Source organism: Fluviicola taffensis DSM 16823, from assembly GCF_000194605.1.
In the GTDB taxonomy this organism is placed as follows: domain Bacteria; phylum Bacteroidota; class Bacteroidia; order Flavobacteriales_D; family Crocinitomicaceae; genus Fluviicola; species Fluviicola taffensis.
The window spans coordinates 2,057,242-2,077,656 of sequence record NC_015321.1; the positions used below are offsets into that span (position 1 = coordinate 2,057,242).

At 38.2% G+C, this 20,415-nt stretch carries 17 protein-coding genes and 1 tRNA gene; 8 read left to right on the forward strand and 10 right to left on the reverse strand.

The window, feature by feature from the left end; all coding sequences use genetic code 11:
- The first annotated feature begins 4 nt into the window (after positions 1 to 4).
- The 5 genes from FLUTA_RS08970 (at position 5) to FLUTA_RS08985 (ending at position 5,495) form a co-directional block, all read left to right on the forward strand.
- On the forward strand, positions 5 to 1,732 hold the full coding sequence (locus FLUTA_RS08970; protein WP_013686549.1) for a leucine-rich repeat domain-containing protein: 1,728 nt from the start codon (positions 5 to 7) through the stop codon (positions 1,730 to 1,732).
- Positions 1,733 to 2,031: 299 nt separating this feature from the next.
- Positions 2,032 to 2,751, forward strand: coding sequence for a VIT1/CCC1 transporter family protein (locus FLUTA_RS08975; protein ID WP_013686550.1), 720 nt, complete (start codon positions 2,032 to 2,034; stop codon positions 2,749 to 2,751).
- A gap of 20 nt (positions 2,752 to 2,771) precedes the next feature.
- Positions 2,772 to 3,251 carry a hypothetical protein gene (locus tag FLUTA_RS08980; RefSeq protein WP_013686551.1) on the forward strand — a complete coding sequence of 160 codons (480 nt, stop codon included), beginning with the start codon at positions 2,772 to 2,774 and terminating at the stop codon, positions 3,249 to 3,251.
- An 89-nt stretch (positions 3,252 to 3,340) separates the two neighbouring features.
- Positions 3,341 to 3,595, forward strand: coding sequence for a bestrophin family protein (locus FLUTA_RS21170; protein ID WP_342630460.1), 255 nt, complete (start codon positions 3,341 to 3,343; stop codon positions 3,593 to 3,595).
- Positions 3,596 to 4,265: 670 nt separating this feature from the next.
- The gene (locus FLUTA_RS08985) at positions 4,266 to 5,495 is read left to right on the forward strand and encodes a toxin-antitoxin system YwqK family antitoxin (RefSeq protein WP_148235415.1); all 1,230 of its coding nucleotides are present in this window, start codon (positions 4,266 to 4,268) and stop codon (positions 5,493 to 5,495) included.
- A gap of 164 nt (positions 5,496 to 5,659) precedes the next feature.
- Here FLUTA_RS08985 and FLUTA_RS08990 read toward each other — a convergent pair.
- From FLUTA_RS08990 to FLUTA_RS09000, 3 genes are all read right to left on the reverse strand, one after another.
- A tRNA-Met gene (locus FLUTA_RS08990) sits at positions 5,660 to 5,732 on the reverse strand.
- 130 nt (positions 5,733 to 5,862) lie between these two features.
- Positions 5,863 to 6,618, reverse strand: a complete 756-nt coding sequence (locus FLUTA_RS08995) for a hypothetical protein (protein ID WP_013686553.1) — start codon at positions 6,616 to 6,618, stop codon at positions 5,863 to 5,865.
- Between the two features lie 71 nt (positions 6,619 to 6,689).
- Entirely contained in the window at positions 6,690 to 7,178 is a 489-nt protein-coding gene (locus FLUTA_RS09000; protein ID WP_013686554.1) for a hypothetical protein, read from the reverse strand.
- 372 nt (positions 7,179 to 7,550) lie between these two features.
- On the opposite strand from FLUTA_RS09000, the gene FLUTA_RS09005 reads away from it, so the two are divergent.
- Positions 7,551 to 9,053: an esterase/lipase family protein gene (locus FLUTA_RS09005; protein WP_013686556.1), complete on the forward strand. Its 1,503-nt coding sequence runs from the start codon at positions 7,551 to 7,553 to the stop codon at positions 9,051 to 9,053.
- Between the two features lie 143 nt (positions 9,054 to 9,196).
- Here FLUTA_RS09005 and FLUTA_RS09010 read toward each other — a convergent pair whose 3' ends face one another.
- From FLUTA_RS09010 to FLUTA_RS09025, 4 genes are all read right to left on the reverse strand, one after another.
- Positions 9,197 to 10,645: a hypothetical protein gene (locus FLUTA_RS09010; protein WP_013686557.1), complete on the reverse strand. Its 1,449-nt coding sequence runs from the start codon at positions 10,643 to 10,645 to the stop codon at positions 9,197 to 9,199.
- Positions 10,646 to 10,882: 237 nt separating this feature from the next.
- A complete protein-coding gene (locus FLUTA_RS09015) occupies positions 10,883 to 12,310 on the reverse strand; it encodes an outer membrane beta-barrel protein (RefSeq protein WP_013686558.1) in 1,428 nt (475 codons plus the stop codon).
- Positions 12,307 to 12,882: an RNA polymerase sigma factor gene (locus tag FLUTA_RS09020; RefSeq protein ID WP_013686559.1), complete on the reverse strand. Its 576-nt coding sequence runs from the start codon at positions 12,880 to 12,882 to the stop codon at positions 12,307 to 12,309. The genes FLUTA_RS09015 and FLUTA_RS09020 overlap by 4 nt, the downstream gene beginning before the upstream one ends.
- A 35-nt stretch (positions 12,883 to 12,917) precedes the next feature.
- Positions 12,918 to 13,559: a hypothetical protein gene (locus tag FLUTA_RS09025; protein WP_013686560.1), complete on the reverse strand. Its 642-nt coding sequence runs from the start codon at positions 13,557 to 13,559 to the stop codon at positions 12,918 to 12,920.
- A 322-nt stretch (positions 13,560 to 13,881) separates the two neighbouring features.
- On the opposite strand from FLUTA_RS09025, the gene FLUTA_RS09030 reads away from it, so the two are divergent.
- Positions 13,882 to 16,107, forward strand: a complete 2,226-nt coding sequence (locus FLUTA_RS09030; protein WP_013686561.1) for a monovalent cation:proton antiporter family protein — start codon at positions 13,882 to 13,884, stop codon at positions 16,105 to 16,107.
- On the opposite strand, the gene FLUTA_RS09035 is transcribed toward FLUTA_RS09030, so the two are convergent.
- From FLUTA_RS09035 to FLUTA_RS09045, 3 genes are all read right to left on the reverse strand, one after another.
- Entirely contained in the window at positions 16,094 to 17,140 is a 1,047-nt protein-coding gene (locus tag FLUTA_RS09035; RefSeq protein WP_013686562.1) for an NAD(P)/FAD-dependent oxidoreductase, read from the reverse strand. The genes FLUTA_RS09030 and FLUTA_RS09035 overlap by 14 nt on opposite strands.
- Before the next feature lie 102 nt (positions 17,141 to 17,242).
- On the reverse strand, positions 17,243 to 18,169 hold the full coding sequence (locus tag FLUTA_RS09040) for a DUF1295 domain-containing protein (RefSeq protein WP_013686563.1): 927 nt from the start codon (positions 18,167 to 18,169) through the stop codon (positions 17,243 to 17,245).
- A 61-nt stretch (positions 18,170 to 18,230) separates the two neighbouring features.
- The gene (locus FLUTA_RS09045; protein ID WP_013686564.1) at positions 18,231 to 18,950 is read right to left on the reverse strand and encodes a ComF family protein; all 720 of its coding nucleotides are present in this window, start codon (positions 18,948 to 18,950) and stop codon (positions 18,231 to 18,233) included.
- 460 nt (positions 18,951 to 19,410) lie between these two features.
- On the opposite strand from FLUTA_RS09045, the gene FLUTA_RS09050 reads away from it, so the two are divergent.
- Positions 19,411 to 20,385: a ribonucleotide-diphosphate reductase subunit beta gene (locus FLUTA_RS09050; RefSeq protein ID WP_013686565.1), complete on the forward strand. Its 975-nt coding sequence runs from the start codon at positions 19,411 to 19,413 to the stop codon at positions 20,383 to 20,385.
- Positions 20,386 to 20,415: the final 30 nt, after the last annotated feature.

The following is a 20,415-nucleotide window of genomic DNA, read 5'->3' on the forward strand; positions in this document are numbered from 1 at the left end:
CCGAATGGGTCGACAAACAGATATGATGATGAAACTAATTTTATTTATTCTATTGATCTTTTCATTCAGGGCACAAGGATTAGCGCAACCGGACAAAATATTCTTCGACCTCGAAGAAGCCGCACGAAATCCTTCGGATGTTTACAAACTATTTCTGAACAGCCAAAGCATCAAGAACTTCCCTATCAGTATTCTTAGCATGAAAAATTTGGAGGAGTTACACCTAAGCTCTAACCTGATTCCAGTTATTCCGGAGGAAATAGACAAACTTGAAAATCTTAAATTCCTGGACCTAAAAGGAAATAGTTTGGATAATCTCCCTGCTTCCTTTCGAAACCTGAACAAACTTGAACATCTGTCAATTGAAACCAATAAATTTAAAGAGTTGCCCGATGAACTTAGCTTGCTAAAGAAGTTGAGGATCTTGAAAATACGGGAAAATCAAATTCATTCACTTCCTGAATTTCGAGAAGGATTTACGGCATTGAGTATGCTCTATATTGATGATATCAATCTTTCCTCCGATTGGCAGAAATACAAAGTATACACCAATCTGAAAAAAGCAAAAGAGAGTCCTTCAATTGTTTACCATTTGGATTTATCCGTTCAATTCACACTTCCTCGCCCTCTTGATTTTAGTAGTTTTACCGAGCTCAAAACACTCAATCTCTCTTATTGCGACCTTAAAGAATTCCCAATGTCAATAATGACATTAACGCATTTGGAGTACTTGCATCTCGGCAGAAATAACTTTCTCAGTGTTCCGGCTGAAATTGCTCAGTTAAGTCATTTGAAGTATCTGGATTTTAGTGAGAATAACTTAACAACCATTCCACAAGAAATCGGAAGACTCAGCGACCTGAAGGAATTGAACTTGGCCTTTAATCAAATCAAAGAATTGTCGGAGAATTTAGGAGAACTTTCTAAACTCACGAAACTGAATCTCACCAAGAACGCGTTTCAGCAGCTTCCAAATGCTATTGGGCAATTAAAACTTCTGGAAGAGTTGCATATTGGATTCAACGATTTTCTAACAAAAATCCCAGAATCTATTGGAGATTTGTCACATCTTCGGCGGCTGACCGTCCCGAAAAGTGGGCTCATCTCCCTTCCTGAATCCATTGGAAAATTAAATCAACTTGAATTGCTCAGTATGTTTAACAACAGAATTCGTGTTTTACCTGAAAGCTTTGGTGATTTAGAGAGCCTTAAATACTTACGCATTCATAAAAACAAACTGACTCAATTGCCCGATTCTTTTGGTAATCTCCGACTATTAAAGGAGCTTGATCTTAGTGAAAACCGATTGACGACATTACCCGCTTCAATCGAGTACATGGAAAATTTGACAATACTAGTGCTCGACAATAATGAACTAACAACTTTACCTTTTTCCATCGGTCAATTGGAGTGTTTAACTTCATTAAGTGCTTATATAAACACGATTAAAACCCTTCCATCATCTTTGGGGAAACTCAAGAACTTGGAGAACTTAAATTTAAGTTACAACAATATTCAAAAATTACCCCGATCAATTCGACATTTATCCAGTTTGTTCGTTCTTGATATATCGGACAACAAATTTTCTCGTTTTCCAAAAGTGATCTTTCGACTTCATCAGCTGAAGAAATGTAATCTGGAAGAGAATGACAACCTTTTTATGAACGAAAAGAAAATGCAAAAGGTTCAGTCAAAACTCCCGGGTTGTAAATTTCGCTTTCCTGCGAATTGATGAAACATGAATAGCGATTTTCTATAAAACAAAAAAGGTTGCCAAAACCCGCTCTCATTCTCATCCCGATGGCTATCGGGACTCGCTCTGAAAAAAAAGCGTCCACATTTAACTAGTAAGAGCTTCGAAGTCGTAAATGGAATTAATTAACTGATTTATATCATTGTAAACTTGATTTATTCTGGATATCCTTGTTTATTAAATTCCTTTTCCTAATTTAAAACTTCATGTTAGGAATCAGCTAAATATAGCTAAGGAAGATATCGAGTAATCCCATCACTGATGAATTTGTAGAAACTATGAAAAAGAAATCTGAATTACTGACAATTGACAACTATTTGGATAATCACTTTATTCATCGCAGTAATTGGTTAAGAGCAACTGTTTTGGGTGCAAATGATGGGATTATTTCATTATCCAGTCTTGCAATAGGAATTGCAACAGCAAGTGATTCAAGAGAACCTATAGTTTTGGCAACTGTAGCCGGTTTGGTAGCCGGAGCTTTATCTATGGCTGCTGGCGAATATGTTTCTGTAAGTTCTCAAACCGATACCGAAAAGGCAGATATTGAACGGGAAATTGAAGAACTGAAGGAAATGCCGGAACAGGAATTGAATATTTTAGCTCAGATTTATGAAAAGAGAGGGTTGAAAAAGGAAACTGCTATGCAGGTTGCTATGGAGTTGACGGAGCACAATGCGCTGGATGCTCATGTAAGAGATGAATTAGGAATAAATGAGGTAAGTCAAGCCAAACCAATACAGGCAGCCATGGCATCGTGTGGAGCATTTTCAATCGGAGGAGCTTTACCCTTATTGGTTGTTTTGTTTGCTCCAGTTCAAGTGATGGAATATTGGCTATATGGTTTTACCATCTTGTTCCTAGCTATCTTGGGAATAATTTCGGCAAGAACGGGTGGTTCAAAAGTACCAAAAGCTGTCATGAGAATTACTATTTGGGGCACGCTGGCAATGGGCTTATCCGCATTGGTCGGTTATCTCTTTGGAGTGAATGTTTAATAAAATAAAATTGTATTATTATGAATGATGCTCATTTTCATTTGGTGGTAAATCATCTGCCGCTGATTTTTCCGCTGGTCGGAGCAATTGTGTTGGTAACAGGAATCCTTTCCCGTTCCGAACCCATTAAACGCACAGGTTATTTCGTTTTTATTTTAGGTTCTATTGCTACCATTCTGGCTATGTCGAGTGGTGAAGGAGCGGAAGAAGTTGTTGAAGAAATCAAAGGTGTTTCACAAAATTTTATTCATGAGCATGAGGAGAAAGCCGAACTTTTCGCCTTATTATCTTACGGCCTGGGATTGATTTCACTTCTATCCCTGTGGTTCAGCTGGAAACAAAAAAGACTTTCCAAACCTGCAAGTTTGATTGTACTAGCTTTCTCCTTCGTTGTATTATTCTTCGGAAAACAAACTGGAACTTCCGGAGGTGAAATCCGTCATACGGAAATCCGTGAAAATGAAGTAATATCCAGAAACTCAAATGAACATAATGAATAATTAAACGATGATTACAACAGAAAAACAAGGGGGTTGCAACTCGTAAAAATAGTCTCGCCTTATTTGGCATTTTCATTTATTCGTTAATTATTTTTGGTACAGAAGAATATTTAGGAGATCAGATCTATCAAATTCCAACTCAAATTGGTTCAGTTTTCGGATTAGCAATTGCATTTTTTTTAGGATTCAGGATGAACTCCGCATATGATCGGTGGTGGGAAGCAAGAAAAATATTCGGTGAGTTAACAAATAACACCAGAAGTTTTGTCACTAAAATCTATGTCTATTACGGAAATGAGTACAATAGCGCGGGTTTCGGAAGGTGCGACCTTCAAAAATATTAGACATAAAAAAACGGTAACCAAAAATTGATTACCGTTTTACTAGTAGCGGGTAAGCGACCAGTATCGAACAAGGAGTTAATAGAAGATATTCAAAGTTTAAATTCAATCAAACTCCCCATATCGGATTGAAATATTAATCATAAGAAGCTTGTATTTCGAACCATGAGGTTAGATTATAGCGATAACCAGTAAGACATCAAACTATTATTTTGGCCTTAACTTAGTTCCGTGTAAGGTGTAACTTCAGCAAGGATGAGATGTTATACGGACCAACAATTGACTAATGATGACACAAACTCTTTTTTACCGTTTAATTTTAATGCTGTTGCTCAATGGAAGTGTTTTTTCTTCTCGGTCTCAGGTATTGCTACAGAATTATACCCTGCGAAGATGGGATAATGAAAGATTCATTGTGGGGGTTTCCCCAGACACGAACCAGACTGAAATTCTTATTCGACCGGATTCCACTATACAGCATATCCTGAATAAGGCTACGAAACAGGATCGTAGCTCTCGCATACAGTTTAATGCATCAGGATGTAAGAGCAATACTCTTGTCAATCGCTTGGAAGTAACAATCGACCGACAAGGTGTGCTAGAGAAAACTCAGGGGCCTTACACTGTTGGTTTTGATGGACTTTCCTGTAAACGCACCCTGCTATTAGGAAATGTGCCCCTGAAAGCGGCAGAGCGTCGAAAAGTCAGATGGCTGGATCTCTATGACCGGCAAGTCATCCCTGATCTGAATGGCTTTAAAAGGCTCGAGACGGTTTATATCAATCACGACGTCTACAACCCGTCCATATCCGTAAATCATGAATATTTTGACTTTTATTATCCCGGTGACTTATTCCTATGGCGAAAATTCTACAACAAGGTTTCCCTGAAAAGTATTCATGTTGATGTATCTTATGATGGCTACGATTTCTATCGTGCAGGTTATATCAGCTTTTTGGATGCCCCGAATGATAGCCTGGTAGCTCTGCCGCAACTCCATGCGCTGCACTTGGAAAACATCGATTATTTCACTGTAAATTTTGGAGAGCTAAAAAAACTAGATTACCTGGCTCTTTCCGGATTACAGCGTGCAGAAATGATTAATCTGGCAATTGTCATGAAATCATTCGGGAAAAACCCGGACTCAGGAGCCTGGTCGTGGTATTTGGAAAAAGCCGACGTTTCGCGCTTGCCTTCGATTAACCCGAATGGTGTTTTTGAAACTTTTTATGCCAATGGAACAAAGTTGTGTTTCGGTACTTTCCGCAATGGCAAACCTGATGGGATCTGGGGCTTTTGGGACGAAAAAGGAAAGCTGGTACAGGAGCGTATCTATGCCAATGGTAACCGAACAGGAAACTGGATTTTTAAAGCAGAAAACACCGAAGAACCGGAAGCTGACACCTCATTGATGTTAACTTATTCGAATGATCAGCTGGTTATGCGGACCGAATTTACCCAAGGTGAAGCTTACTATTTCGATAGTGGTCATGATAGACAGTTCGGAGAACGCGCACGTGGAATTAATCGTGTCACAATCCGGACAGGCTCCAATCCTTCTGTAAAACGTGAAAATGACGTCATTAATATAGCGAATGGAGATACGATGAAAAGCATCCGTGAATTGTACTCACTTTCCGGTGAGGAATGGAGTTACTCGAAGGCTTTCTATTGTAAAAGCTGTCAAGACGATTTCTCGTATGACTTCAAAGGAAAAATGGGTTTTCCGGCATATTTTAATCGTAAAACGGAAGGAACAAAGAATCCTAAACGAAAACAAGTTATAGAGATCGATTTAAAAGCGTGCACAATCAGACATTCGGAAGAAGAATCCATTGGGAACGAAATCAAACGTACACAATATGAACGTCCGATTGATCCGGAAGAGTGGAAATGTAATTAAAAGCAGAAAATACGGAAAAAGGTTGCCAAAACACACTCTCGTTCTCATCCCGATGGCTATCGGGACTCGCTCTGAGAAAAAAGTGTTGTAGGAATGAGTGTGAGAGCGGGACTAGAGGAAAAGAAAAAAGCATAACCACTTTCGTAATTACGCTTTTTTCTTTGTAGCGGGGACACGACTCGAACGTGCGACCTTCGGGTTATGAGCCCGACGAGCTACCAACTGCTCCACCCCGCAATATATCTTTATAACTATTGCTATTTCTAAATTTCATTTCTAACAGACGTTTCCGTTAGTGGAGTGCAAAGATACGCACTTTTTATTGATATGCAAGGGTTTTAGGAAAAAGTTTTTTAAAAATTCTTCTTCACCCAAAAAACAAAATCAGCAAAATGATCAACAGAATTACTGAAAGCCATATTTCATTCGGATAGCTTTGATAAAAGGATGGTCGCCTTTTTGGAAGCTCTTTAAAATTCGTTTTTTGGGTGATAACAGGCTCTGGTTTTTCCTTCAAGAAAAAGCAATCCTTCGAATAAAATTCGGGATACATGGTATCATTTGCATAATAGAGGTTGTTCTCAATAAAACCAGGCAAGAAATAGTCAATATCAGATCTGCTTAATTCTCCACCAGATGAGCCCCAGCCGATTAAATGATCCAATTCTCCGTTTTTTGAATAGTAAAACCAGTAATATACAATTCCATCATGGAATGATTTGAATAACTCATCTGATTGATTTTTTTCATCAAAACTACCTCTATATATTTCCTCCTGTAGGTGATTGTAAACAAATGAATTTCCTCCAGTATAAACCAGATCTTCTCCTTCATACCAATGATTTATTTCGATGATATAATCCAAATAAGGCTCTCTTTTGACCAGAATAATGGAACCGGTAGGATACTCCGAACGCAGTTTAGATAGTAATTCAGTTACATCATCCAACGTAGAGGTATACCAGTAAATGCTATCAGGAACATGTTTGTAAAAACACTCTTTTTTGAGAATCTGACCATCCACACAAAAAATTCGGCAGTAGGAACCCTCTTCCAATGCTTTCTGCTCAGAAATCGGCTTTTCTAAATGTCTTGATTCGTAGCGAATCTCGAATTTTTCCATGGAAAGGTCTTTTTTTCTTAAGGGTATTCAGCACAAATATAAGTTAGAAAAATGCTTGTTTTGGATTATCCTCATTTCAAAATGGTATCAATCCGATGAAATCTTTTCGAACGAGCTGTTTGGATAAAACCGAAGATGTTCAATCCGATTAAAATTCCATAAAACATCATCCCAAGTTGATAATGAATGGTGAGATCTGCGCCATCGCTGTTGCATTCAACACCATTGATGTATGCTTTTAACCAGAGCGGGAAAAGAGCAAGTAGCAACGATTGAACACTCAAAAATGCAAGAACTACGGCTTTACTTTTAACAAACAATGCTATAAGCGACAAAGCTGAAAAAAGTAGCATAAAGATGAGTTGAAATCCAACTGCGAAACGAATTCCCCAAAAAGCAAAATCTTTGCCAGTTATGGTTCCTCCGTAAATGTAAACATCAGGGATAGTTGGACCATAATTTTTAAAACCCAGTGGACCAATTTCCATCCAAACAAAGGGGATGAAAAGACAAGTTAGCGAAAGAAATGTGGAGATTAAAAGAATTATGCGGTAGCTCATGAGCTATTTAACGCATAGTGGATTGAAATAGTATGAAAAAAGGTTGCCAAACCTGACAACCTTTTATATTCATTGGGTATTCCCTGCCTCGATAAATGCTAATAGTAAGAAGAGTAATACAGCAAGCCCTCGTCGCTTAATAACGCGCTTCATCTTTTCCCTAAAAGCGGGACTGAAAAAATAGTTTAATACATATTCCATTTTGATAAGTTACGAAATCCGAATGACTTATGCTAACGATTGGAGGATAGATTTTAAATTTCGGAAGAATTTAAACCGTAAATCCCTTATGACCTCTATCACTATTTTTGTATTCTAATAATAAGAATCAAAAAAAACCATTAAATTCCCCCAACCTTTAAGCTATTTTCAATGAAAACATTAACCCTTGCCTTTGTTCACGGATACAGTGTTACAAACCTTGACACTTACGGAGAAATGCCTTTGCGCTTGATGCAGGATGCTCCCAATTACGGATTTCAACTCAAGATAGAACACATTTTTCTCGGACGCTACATTAGTTTTAACGACGAAGTGCGTTTGGATGATATTGCTCGAGCTCTGGAACAGGCTGTTCAAAAACAACTCGTTCCAAATCTTGGCTCTGATGATCGATTTGTTTGTATAACTCACTCTACGGGAGGACCTGTTGTGCGAACTTGGTGGAACGATTACTACAAGGATCAGAAGAAAACGTGCCCAATGAGTCATTTGGTGATGTTGGCTCCAGCGAATTTCGGTTCTGCACTGGCACAATTGGGTAAAAGTCGCTTGAGTAGAATTAAATCGTGGTTTGACGGTGTGGAACCAGGGCAACGCGTGTTGAATTGGTTGGAACTCGGAAGTAATGAGGCGTGGAAATTGAACAAAGATTGGATTTTGAATGGGGAAACGCATATTGGTTCAAATGGAATTTTCCCGTTTTCATTGATTGGTCAGGATATCGACCGTAAATTGTATGACCATCTCAATTCTTATACTGGAGAATTAGGAAGCGATGGAGTCGTTCGTGTTGCGGCAGCTAATCAAAATAGTCGCTATGTAAAGCTTACACAAGAAATTCCCCAATTACAGGGAGGAAAGTGGCAAGCCAAAAAACTGGAAGTTTCTGAATTTCACGAAGCTCCTAAAACTCCTTTTCGAGTGGTGACCAATAAATCGCATTCTGGAAAGGAAATGGGGATTATGCGAAGTGTTCGAAAGGATGTAAACATTGCTGAAAGTACTGAAACGGTTGATGCAATTTTCCGCTGTATCGCAGTTGCGACGATTGGGGATTATCAAAAATTGACAGGAGAATTTGCTGATGAAACTACGGTTGTGCAAGAAAAAGGGTTGGTGGAAGAAGATAAAAGACTTTTGGGAAATAAAATCTATGTTCACGATCGTTATTCAATGATTCATTTCAGATTGTCTGATTCCGAAGGACATCCAGTAACCGATTTTGATTTGATTCTTACAGGGGAAAATCACGATCCAAATGGCTTGCCAGCAGGATTTTTCTCGGACAGACAATGTAACGGAATCAATAAATCAACCGTCACTTATTTTTTCAATTACGACGTGCTACATGGAAGAAAACGCATGGTTGCGAATGATTTTGTATTGGATGAATTAAAAGGACTAAACAAACTAGGACTCATTATTCGACCGCGACCAAATGAAGGATTTATTAGCTACCTTCCATGTGAAATCATCGCTTCCAAAGAATTGTTTGATAAAGCTCTGCAGCCTAATTCGACTACTATGATTGATATTTGCTTGCAACGAGTGGTTAGCAGTGAAGTATTCCAATTTGAAAAAGTGAAAAATCTCAACGGTGAACAAGACATCAATTTTAGGAAAGCAGAACCAGGAAATGGAATTGTAAAATAGATTTTAATTTTCCGCGGATTACGCAAATAACGCAAATTGTATGGTTATGATTTAAGCAGGTATAAGTTTCAAATCTGCGCCATCTGCGGGAGAAAAAGATGTTAAGAAAAGGCGATCCCTAAGGATCGCCTTTATAGTTTTCGTTATTTCCTCATCAGTTTCAGCACACGCTGTTCTGCCTTGGATTTGATTGTTTCTGTTTTCTTGAAGGAATTCCCTTGCAAATCAAGCAAATATCCCTGAAAACTGTGACTCAGATAAATCGGAGAAACATTTGAACTCACAGAGAACGATTGAGAACTGTGGCAAGAGAAGCAGTTCGCCAAAGTTCCTGCATTGATTTGGCTAATATTCGTCTCAAAAGTTTGCGTAAAAGTTTCCATCGTTACATTGGCACAGTTCATACTACCGCGTGCAAAGCTTCCCGGAGTTGCATTTCCAATGTTTCCTGCTAAACTATCAATCAATTGTGCTTGCTGCAACGGTGTTTTTCCGTCCGTGTTTAACCAGATCGATCCGTTGTAGAAGTAATTTGCCCAAACGTCATCCAATTGCGATTTCACACATTGATTGATCCCGTCCACATTTTGAAAATCAGCAGGCTCCTGTTGCGATGTATTCATAAATGTACCATCCGAATTGCGTGGAATTCCGTATTGGAATAGATCGAATACTTGGTTCGGAGTTTGTCCTAATTCAGTGGTCGAATTATATAGGATTCCGTTAATTCCGCTGGTATTTCCAGTTTTAAATAAGAGTTGGTCTGAAGCAGAGCTGGCAGAATTTGCATCCCAATCATAATCCGGTGACAAATCGTCGTGTTCAAACGTTGCCCAAATGAATTCCGGGTGATTTTGAACAATTCCAACTACATGCATTCCAATCAAAGCAACTTCTGTATTTGTAAAGGATACACCGTTGTTTGTGGAAAGAGATGCCGTTGCCGTATAATATTCCGATTGCTTCGAAGCTGGAATTGCGGAAACCGGAACCCAAGCTACTTTCAACTCAAATGATCCAACCGGGAAGGATGCTTCATTTGAAGCGGGTAACTGACCGTTCTTAAGTTGGTTTGCGAAACCGAGTCCAGCGGTGTACATGGTCGGATTCATATGAATGGAATAATAAACCATAGCACCGGTTCCATTGTTGTAATTCGGATTTGTTTTCAAAACAGCACTTTCAAATCCGGCTTGTGCAGTGTCTTGAAGCACCACCAATGCCCCGCTTGGTACAGAAACAGCTCCCATGTGAGAGGTTACCTGTTTTACTTTGCTTTGATTCAAAAACAATGGGTTTCCTCCTGCATCTGGTTTTGTGAGCCAAAGGAATTTGTTCCAGGACCATTGATGAAAGATCTGATTAGTGGTGCTGGAAGTATCGAATGGACTTCCTTGTCCTTCTTCAGGAGCTGGAGTTTGACTGTGGGGAAACCAACTTGGATTTACCAAACAAAGGGAATCCGGTGAGCTGCTGGTTTCATAGCCAGTCTTCTCGACTTTTTCATCCGTTCCGGAAGTGCAATTGGTGAGTGCTGTTATACCAATAACAGTTAGTCCCCCAAATAAAAGGGTTAAAGTGTTCTTTTTCATGAATAGTGTTCTTTTAAGTTGGAACTAAGTTAGAATAATTTCCATAGTCCGATCCGCTATATGGTACTAAATAGAAAATAGCATTCATCAAATACCGAAAAACGGGTATGAACCGAATTGAAAACAAAAAAAGAGTATTCGCCTGCAGACAAATACTCTTTTGAATCCTCTTTATGAAACACGAACTGAAAAGTACTAACTGGATTTTAGTGCTTTAAGAAGAGGGTTTTTATTCAATCAGAATTGGAACGAAACAGTAACTGGAATGACCAATTCATCCATCTTTCGCGAAAACGATTCCTTTAAATAGAATTGTTTACTGAAGAATGGAGATAATCCCAGAGAAATTCGTTGATTCAATTGATAATTCAAAGAAAGTCCTGCTCCCGGTTGGAAATAACTAAAATTTTCTGAATTGGGTTGTTGAATATCAAGAACCTTGGTTTCTTTGAGTGTGAGAGATGAGTAGATATTGCAGGAAAATCTCAGATCAGCCGCGGCAGAAAATCTTCCAATTTTAAGAACTTCAAACTGGGTTCCCAAAGAAATGAAAGCGGATTGTATGTTGTAACGAACCAGCACATCTTTTGCTAGAAAGCAGAGGTTTGGTCCTTCATCTTGAATATTTGCCAGAGGTATTTTTTTACCATTTGCAATATAGGTGAAGTAATCGGCTTCAGTAATGGCCAAGTTATATGTGAATTGCGTTTGTTTTTGGTTGAAAGCCAATCCGGCATAAACCCGAAAACGATTTCCGATTTTGAAACGGGCTTGCAATCCAAGTTCAAATCCAGAAGAAGCAAAGGTGCGATTACTCAATTGTCCAGAAGAGAAATAATCTTTAAAAGTAGCAGTACTATATAATGATGGACCTCCGTAAATTCCAAGTGAGAAGAACGAATTGCGTTTTTCTTCTTTCAATTCGTTCGGATTCTCGGGAGAATCTCGTTTGATTAAAGCTAGGATTTCAGAATAGCTTAGACTTTTATTGATTATTGAATCGGATTTTAGGGTGGATTCAGTTTTTGCTTCCACCTCTTGGTTTTCAGGAGTTGAGTGAGTAGTTGTATTCTGATCGGTTATCGGAACATTCAAGTTATTCAGGTCTTTCTGATTTTGCTTTATGGAGGAAGGACGTGGATCTGTTTTTTTAGAAAGCAAATCTTTTGAACTAATGGATAATGTCATTTTGGATTTGGAATGTTTTTTAGAGAAGGATTTGGACGTTTTTTGATGGGTATTGGTATCGTGTTTCTTGCGTACGGGATTTGGACCAAAATCGGAGTGTTTAGTTGTTTCAGTTGCATGTTCGCGATATTGCGAACAGCCCTTTGTTTTAGCGGGATTTATAGTTGTAAATTTCATGTTACGAATCGGATATTTTGTGCTTAATACAGAAGTGTTTAAGGATTCTGAAGCCGAATTCTTTGAAAGAACGGTGTTTTGAGAATGCGCCTTTTGACCAGAGAAAGCAATGCCAAATAAACCACCCATTATCAGTATGCATAATCCGCTAAAAAACCACCAGAAGAAACCCCGTCTTTTCTTTTTTGGGAAAAGTTCTTCTTCAATTTTGTCCCATACGAAATCTGGAACAGGAGTTGTTCCTTCTGATAACTGATCTTTCAGAAGTTGGTCCAACCGTTTGTTTTCGTTCTTTTTCATTCGTGTTCCAGTTTGAGTTTCAATGCAGCTTTCGCCCTAGATAATTGAGAGCGGGAAGTACTTTCCGTGATATTCAGTAATTCACCGATCTCACGGTGAGAATAATCCTCCAGAATAGCGAGATTAATGATGGTTCGGTATCCATCTGGCAGTTCTTTTAATGCACGAAGCAATTTGGCTTCCGTTTCTTCTTTTTGAAGATACTCTTCCTCTTCTGACAGAATCTGCGCTTTATCTAGGTTGTAATCTTCTTGTTCAAATTGTTTTTTGTCAATTCGAAGTTTAGATAAACAAGTATTTACAGCAATTCTGCGAATCCAGCCTTCAAAGCTTCCTTGTCCAAGGAAGGAATCTATTTTTCGATAAGCTGTAACGAAAGTTTCCTGTAAAGCATCTTGTGCATCCGCATCATTTTTCAGGTAGCGGAGACACACGTAGTAGAGTTTAGGTGAAAGCATTTTATAAATAGCATTGAATGCTTCAGGATCACGAGAATCCTGAAACACATCAACGGCTATATGGATAGAACTGAATTTCAATAGGAATGAATGGTAAAAAGAGAAATCCGCCACGACGGATTTTCTCTGTTAAGTATTAAAAAGGTTAGTTATTCATGTGCTACACAAATGCTGCGTAATTCGGATTCAAACAAGTTTGCACCAACTGTTACGGTTTCAAATTCTGGTCCGCGGATGATAATAGAGTCGACTATTCCTGTAAAGCTTTCCCCTGGAACTTGAGACATCCAGACCTGCCCCGGTTGGAAATGGTGTTCCACGGTATACCCGTAAGGATTTAAGAAGTAATTCAAGGAATCCGGAATCGTAGAGATCATTGGTGTTCCGGGAAACTGTACATTCACCAATGCTGGAAAAGGGTTGGAATTGTTTGGAATACGACCATGTACAAAAGTGATTTTGTTGGAAACACAAGCAAGCATATTTGCACTGTTGAATGCTATTGAAACGCCACCTTGGTACCCGTAAAAACCGGTTGGAGTTTTGTTTAAAATGGGACTTGGACCCACTTGTTGACCGTTTATAAGAAAGGGAACCTGTTGTGCGTAAGGAGTTGAAATGATGAGGTTATCCGTTCCCAGTTCCAACATATCCCCAAAGCAGAATGAGCAAGGAGTATCTTCGACACAGTTATTATTGACAGGTGTTGTGGGGTTCTGCTTTTTACAAGCAATAGCTAACAAAAAAATGGCTGATGTAGCAGCAATTGGGATTAAAAGTTTTCTTTTCATAGTGTGTATTTTAATGTGTTCTTTTTAGTAGATAACAAAAACACGTTTTCGCTGCATGAGAAAAGAATTTTTTTTGGAAAAAGTATAAAGTTGTATCATTCATGTGTTACTATGACGAATGAAAGAGACAAGTAGGCGCATGAAGAAATAATCGATGGGCAAAAGATCTCAGTAATTTCTTTGAGAAAAAATTGAAGATTCGTTCTCTTTTAACAGATTTTCACTCGTTTTAATCTCATTTTAATACAAAATCGGGGCATTTTTGCTAATTTTAGGAATCGTCACAAATTGGTTTTTTAGTTAGAACCACAAAATAATTTTCATGGGGCACGTTCCGGAATTAATCTTTGATTTAGCATTAATATTAGGTGCTGCAGCTGTAATGACCATCATTTTCAAAATGTTAAAGCAACCCGTTGTTTTAGGGTACATTATTGCGGGAGTAATTGTCGGACCTTATTTCAATTTTTTTCCAACTGTTGTAGAATCGGACGGAATCAAGACATGGGCAGAGATTGGTGTTATTTTCTTACTCTTTGGTTTGGGACTCGAATTTAGTTTCAAGAAATTATTGAAAGTTGGGAATGTTGCCGTCATTACCTCACTTATGGGGGTTGGAATGACCTTCTTGATTGGATACAATGTAGGTGTCATAATGGGATGGAAACTCATGGACTCCTTATTTATGGGAGGAATTTTGAGTATTGCTTCTACGACGATAATCTTCCGTGCTTTCGATGAATTAGGTGTTAAAAGTCAAAAATTCGCAGGAATTGTATTGGGTGCTTTGATCATTGAGGATTTGGTAGCTGTTGTTTTGATGGTGATTTTATCCACCGTTTCGATTAGTCGCTCTTTTGAAGGAATCGAAATGATTTATTCGATTCTCAAACTTGTTTTCTTCCTAGTTCTCTGGTTCGTATCGGGAATTTTCTTCTTACCTACCATGTTTAAAAAACTCAAGAAGTACTTGAATGATGAAACTTTGCTTGTAGTTTCCTTGGCTCTTTGTTTTCTGATGGTTGTGCTTTCTTCTCAAGCAGGATTTTCACCGGCTTTAGGAGCATTCATCATGGGTTCCATTTTAGCAGAGACTCCGAAAGTGGAAAAAATAGAGCATTTGGTTCAATCTGTAAAAGACCTCTTTGGAGCAATTTTCTTCGTTTCGGTAGGAATGTTGTTAGACCCAAATATGTTGGTGGAGTACGCCCTTCCAATTGGAATTTCAACCTTCGTACTTTTGATGGGGAAACCGATTTTTGCAACTATTGGAGCCTTACTTGCAGGTCAACCTATTAAAGTAGCCGTCCAAACGGGTATGAGTTTATCTCAAATAGGTGAATTCTCCTTTATTATAGCAACATTGGGGGTCACACTGAATGTAACAAGTGATTTTTTATACCCAGTTGCCGTAGCAGTATCAGTTCTTACAACATTTACGACACCTTATATGATTGGGTTTTCAGGAAAAGTGTCCGACTGGGTGACTTTAAAAACTCCTGAAAAATGGAAAAACCGGTTGTATAAATATAGTTTGGGAACACAACAAGTTACAGAAGCAAGTGATTGGAAGAAGTTAATCCGATTTTATTTGATCAATACGGTGATCTTTTCGGTGGTAATTATTAGTATCATTCTATTAGCCAATCAATTTTTGGCCCCACTTTTTGATGCGAGTAAATGGAAAAACTTGTTTATCGTCTCCCTAACCCTGTTGCTCATAGCCCCCTTTTTGTATGCTTTGGCATTTAGACGTGGACCTTCCAAAACCTATGCAAACATCTGGACAAAACCACTGTATCGCGGACCGCTTTTAGCCTTGATTATTTCAAGAATAGCGTTGGCTATTTTCTTTATAGGTTTCGTGTTTGCAACCTATTATTCACCACTTGCGGCATTTATTGGGGTTGTGGTGAGTACATTTATTTTTGTTACTCAACGGCACCGAATAAAGCAATTTTATGGACGTATTGAATCGCGTTTCCTTCTGAATTTGCACGATCGTGAACGCTCCCAACAAAGCGCACAACATGTTTTGGCTCCTTGGGATTCTCACTTAACGAAATTTACGTTAGAAGCTCGTTCTCCAATTATTGGTTTACCCTTGAGTACAATGAAGTTGAGAGAGACCTTTGGAGTAAACATTGTTATTATTCAACGAGGAGATATCACTATAAATATTCCAAGACAGGACAATGTGCTTTACCCAAATGATGTTATTTCTGTAATTGGAACGGATGAACAACTTACTCTTTTCAAGGATTACATTGCGGTGAAAGATGTCAAAGAAGAATCAAAAGTGGATTCCTCACAAGTAGGGTTGCATTCATTTTCTATTCCAGATGATTCGTACCTGGTTGGTCAAACGATGCGCCATTCGAAGATGCGCGAAAGATGTAATGGAATTGTGGTTGGTCTTGAACGGAATGAGGATAGAATGGTAAATCCAGATCCAGATGTGGTTTTCGAAGTCGATGATGTTATTTGGATTGTAGGCTCAAACAAGCGAATTCAGGTTTATTTGAAAGAAATCCTTAATAATGTATAAGTGATTCAAATCGCTTAATGTGTGAATCAGTGGGTATTTCGTAGCCTTCTAGGATATGTTTTACCAATTCATGCATCAAAAGCGGAGCAAGCATGTATCCTTTTGCACCCAATCCATTTGCTATAACCATTTTTGGAAATTTAGGATGTTTGCCTAATAATGGCCTCCTGTCAAGAACTGTTGGTCGAACACCAGCACTGTGTTCCACAATTTGATAGGGTTCAGAGCTAAGTGATTTCAAGTTTTCCGTGATTGTTTTAAGTCCCTCCTCAGTTGGAATTGTATTATCTGTATCCCAAACATAGGTTGAACCCACTTTAAACTGAGAATTTCCGATTGGAAGTAAAAAACACTTGCGATTCAATGATTCTTTTGCGTAAAAAGTGTCAGATTGAATGGTTAACACTTCTCCTTTTGTAAGTTGCAAAGGCAAGTAACCGAAAAGTGGATTGTAGCTCGAATCTTTTCCTTCTGCAAAAAGAATGAAATCGAACGAAACACCTTTGTAGACAGCTGTTTCAGGATCTAATTCGTTGTGATTAAATGACTCATCCAAAAGAATTTTCTGAGTGCGAAAGTAATCTTTGTTAGCAGAGACGAACTCCTTTGCATCGATATAGGAAGCTTGTTTTACACGTGCGGTTCCAAAGGTGTTTTGCGGAATGGGGAAATGTAAATCTTCTTCGGTCAAGGTTTCCATGTAATCCGAATATTCAGGTAAATCCTGCTTCTTTTTCCAAAAATCTAATTCTTGGACAGAAGGAAATAATCGACGAATCACCAATGGATGAAAGAAAGAAGCATTTATTTTTTGCTCGAATTCTTGGTATTTTTTGGTCGCGAATGGAATAAATTCTGAAACACGCCAACTCAAAGTCATGCGTCTAAATACAAGGGGGTTGATTATTCCAGCTGCAACAGTAGAAGAAACATTTTTTCCATTGTCGATGATTTGTACTTCACAGTCAGCTTGAAGTAATTCATGCGTCAGGCAAATTCCAGTAACCCCACATCCTACAACCAATACTTTCATGGCACAAAGGTGTTGAAAAAGATTAAGACTTAAGATGGAAGACCAAAGACTTTAGACAGATTCCTGTCTTTTGTCTTACGTCTCTAGTCTTAAAGTCTTGATTCACCGTCCAAACTTCGTAAATGGAATAAAACGTGGTGTTTTTCGTTGGTAATTGGTGTAATCGGGATATTTTGCTGCGGTAAGTTCTTCTGAAAAATCAGAGCTCCCTTTAAACAAAACGACTAATAACAAGCATCCCGCCATTGACCAGTTGATCCATTCTCCTGTAGCAACCACACTGAAACCATAGAATAATAACCAAACAGTTTGTTCCATCGCATAATTCGGATGGCGAACCAACTTCCATAATCCCGTATCTACAAATCCTTTTGAATATTCACCGAGTGGTTCACCACTATTGATTCTTCGGTATTTCTCCGTTTGAAAATCATATTGTTGTTGATCTGCGATGTATTCAATAACTACCGCAACAATGATTGCACCTGCAAGAACCCAATCCCAAAGTTGAATAGCACTTGGCGCAGAATCACCTAAACCAGTTAATACGGGAAGTGAAAACAAGAAAATAAGCGTGTTTTGGTATGAGCAAATGAAGAATAAATTGAAGAGCATCCAAACAAAGCGGTTGTTGAAACCAGGTCTTTTTCGCAATACTTCCCACCGATAATCTTCTTCTCCCGTCCAAAATTTCCATTGATAAGCACCTCTTCGAGCAAAGTTGTAGGTTAATCGTATTCCCCAAACGCTTACTACCACTGCCATTAGAACTAAACGTGGGGCAAAATCACCTGCATAGGCAACATGCCAAACGTAATAAAGGGGAATAATACTCCAAATTTTATCGATTTGAGAATTGTTTTTGGTGATTTCTCCGAGCAAGAAGCAAACACCAGTCACGATTGCTAGAACGACCCCCATATCCGTAAGTACTTCTATTTGAAGAGCATTTAAAGGAGTTCCAAAGTAGAAAGTCATCAATGGAACGACCACCAAGGTCAAAATCAGAATAAGTATAGTAATCAACATGACCGGAAAATTACGAATTAAACTGCTAAATCCAGTTTAGAAACAATAATTAGTTGACAACTCATTCTGCAACAGCAAGAACTACAACGCTTATTTTGGCGTCTGGGAATTGATTGCGAAGAATTCGCACACAAGTTTCCAATGTGGAACCAGTTGTTGCGACATCATCTACAATAATCAAATGTTGAAGCTTGTTTTCTTTTTTAGCTTGTAGTTTAAACCTGTTTTGCATATTGTCCCAACGAGAAGTTCTGCCTTTTTTAGTTTGACTTTCAGTAAAGGATGTTCGTTTCAATAAATCGGTTCGAATCTCAATTCCACTAGTTTCTGAGATTCCTTTCGAAATAATCTCAGACTGATTATACCCTCTTATAAATTCTTTTTTCGGATGGAGCGGCACAGGGATTAAAGCATCGGCATCTTTAAATTGTTCCATCAAACCAATTTTTAACCCCATTTCCTTCCCGAAATGAATGCCTACTTCCGAATTGTTTTTGTATTTGAGCTCGTGTAATATCCGTTGAGTTGAGTTTTCTTGTTTAAATCGCAACAGAGCATACGTTCCGGCAAGTTGAACCCTTCCCCAAAAAAGTTTATCCAAGTTACTTGCTTCTTGGTAATTTTCGAATTGGGTGTAGGATAATTCACTCAAACAAATGGGACAGATTGCTAGTTTGGATTGATTGAATTCATGTTGACAAATCAAACAGTTTTGAGGATAGATTACATGAAGCAAATCCCGGGTCCATTTGTTAAATTTTGGAGACACAAAAAGTGACATAGCAGTGTTTATTTGGTTTTACGAAACTATGAACATTTGACTGTTAATAGTGTCCTAAAAATAATAAAAAAAACAGTTCCATTTTCCACTAATTTTATAGGAAAGTCGACTGAAAGCCCTAATCCACTTGAAGTTGGACGAATCTAGCTAATTCTTCGATGAATTGCAGATTATGTACTGTGAATATCTTTAAAGGTTGTGTTGATAAACTCGCTAAGTGTTCATGTTAAAGGCTTTCAAAGTAGTGGTGTTGAAAACCTCAAACAATTGTGGATTTCTTTAATTGCGAAAGGAAAGAATTATGACAATTTTTGTATGCCCCTTTGAGTGAAAAACTTGTTGAGCACACACAACAAAATTGAAGGGGAAACTAACTGAAATTTGAATACCAAAACAAAAAATCTGTGATTTTCACGAATCATGGCATAGGAATTATTGACTAAAAAAAACACAAATTAAAATGGCAAACGCAGAACCAATCTTATCGGAAAACAAAAACAGATTCGTGTTGTTCCCAATCCAACATGAAGACATTTGGTCTTTTTATAAGAAAGCAGAAGCAAGTTTTTGGACTGCAGAAGAAATTGATTTATCGCCAGATTTAATCGATTGGGAAACAAAATTGAGTGATGATGAGCGCCATTTTGTAAAACACGTTTTAGCGTTTTTTGCAGCATCTGATGGAATCGTAAACGAGAACCTTGCAGAGCATTTTTTGGCTGAAGTGCAATACACAGAGGCAAAATTCTTTTACGGTTTCCAAGTTGCCATGGAAAACATCCATTCAGAGACTTATTCGTTGTTAATTGATACTTACATCAAGGATCAAAAAGAGAAAAATCATTTATTCAATGCATTGGATACCATCGATTGTGTTCGTAAGAAGGCAGATTGGGCGTTGCGTTGGATAGATAATGGTTCATTTGCAGAGCGTTTAGTTGCATTCGCTGCTGTAGAAGGAATCTTTTTCTCTGGTTCATTCTGTTCGATTTTCTGGTTAAAAAAACGCGGCTTAATGCCAGGATTGTCGTTCTCCAATGAATTGATTTCTCGCGACGAAGGTCTACATTGCGATTTCGCATGTTTATTGTACACCAAACATTTGATTCACCAACTTTCAAAAGAACAAGTTCAAGAAATTATCTTGGATGCTGTTGAAATTGAGAAAGAGTTTGTAACGGATGCATTACCTGTGAAGTTAATAGGTATGAATGCAGATTTAATGGCTCAATACATTGAGTTCGTTGCAGACCGTTTATTGACGGAGCTTGGGAATCCTAAAGTGTTCAATACAACAAATCCGTTCGATTTCATGGATATGATTTCGATACAAGGAAAAACAAATTTCTTCGAAAAACGAGTGGCTGAGTACCAAAAATCGGGCGTTATGTCGAACAAGGAAGACCAAACATTTAGTTTGGACGAAGAATTTTAAATCATTATATTACAAGTAACAACAACCAAA

Excerpts from the sequence above, each read along its gene's own strand:
- FLUTA_RS09010 (WP_013686557.1), bottom strand. The coding sequence starts at position 10,645 with ATGAAAAAGAACACTTTAACCCTTTTATTTGGGGGACTAACTGTTATT.
- FLUTA_RS09035 (WP_013686562.1), bottom strand. The coding sequence starts at position 17,140 with ATGAAAGTATTGGTTGTAGGATGTGGGGTTACTGGAATTTGCCTGACG.
- FLUTA_RS09015 (WP_013686558.1), bottom strand. The coding sequence starts at position 12,310 with ATGAAAAAGAACGAAAACAAACGGTTGGACCAACTTCTGAAAGATCAG.
- FLUTA_RS08975 (WP_013686550.1), top strand. The coding sequence starts at position 2,032 with ATGAAAAAGAAATCTGAATTACTGACAATTGACAACTATTTGGATAAT.
- FLUTA_RS09045 (WP_013686564.1), bottom strand. The coding sequence starts at position 18,950 with ATGTCACTTTTTGTGTCTCCAAAATTTAACAAATGGACCCGGGATTTG.
- FLUTA_RS09000 (WP_013686554.1), bottom strand. The coding sequence starts at position 7,178 with ATGAGCTACCGCATAATTCTTTTAATCTCCACATTTCTTTCGCTAACT.
- FLUTA_RS09030 (WP_013686561.1), top strand. The coding sequence starts at position 13,882 with ATGGGGCACGTTCCGGAATTAATCTTTGATTTAGCATTAATATTAGGT.
- FLUTA_RS09040 (WP_013686563.1), bottom strand. The coding sequence starts at position 18,169 with ATGTTGATTACTATACTTATTCTGATTTTGACCTTGGTGGTCGTTCCA.
- FLUTA_RS09025 (WP_013686560.1), bottom strand. The coding sequence starts at position 13,559 with ATGAAAAGAAAACTTTTAATCCCAATTGCTGCTACATCAGCCATTTTT.
- FLUTA_RS08980 (WP_013686551.1), top strand. The coding sequence starts at position 2,772 with ATGAATGATGCTCATTTTCATTTGGTGGTAAATCATCTGCCGCTGATT.
- FLUTA_RS09050 (WP_013686565.1), top strand. The coding sequence starts at position 19,411 with ATGGCAAACGCAGAACCAATCTTATCGGAAAACAAAAACAGATTCGTG.
- FLUTA_RS08970 (WP_013686549.1), top strand. The coding sequence starts at position 5 with ATGGGTCGACAAACAGATATGATGATGAAACTAATTTTATTTATTCTA.
- FLUTA_RS08995 (WP_013686553.1), bottom strand. The coding sequence starts at position 6,618 with ATGGAAAAATTCGAGATTCGCTACGAATCAAGACATTTAGAAAAGCCG.
- FLUTA_RS09005 (WP_013686556.1), top strand. The coding sequence starts at position 7,551 with ATGAAAACATTAACCCTTGCCTTTGTTCACGGATACAGTGTTACAAAC.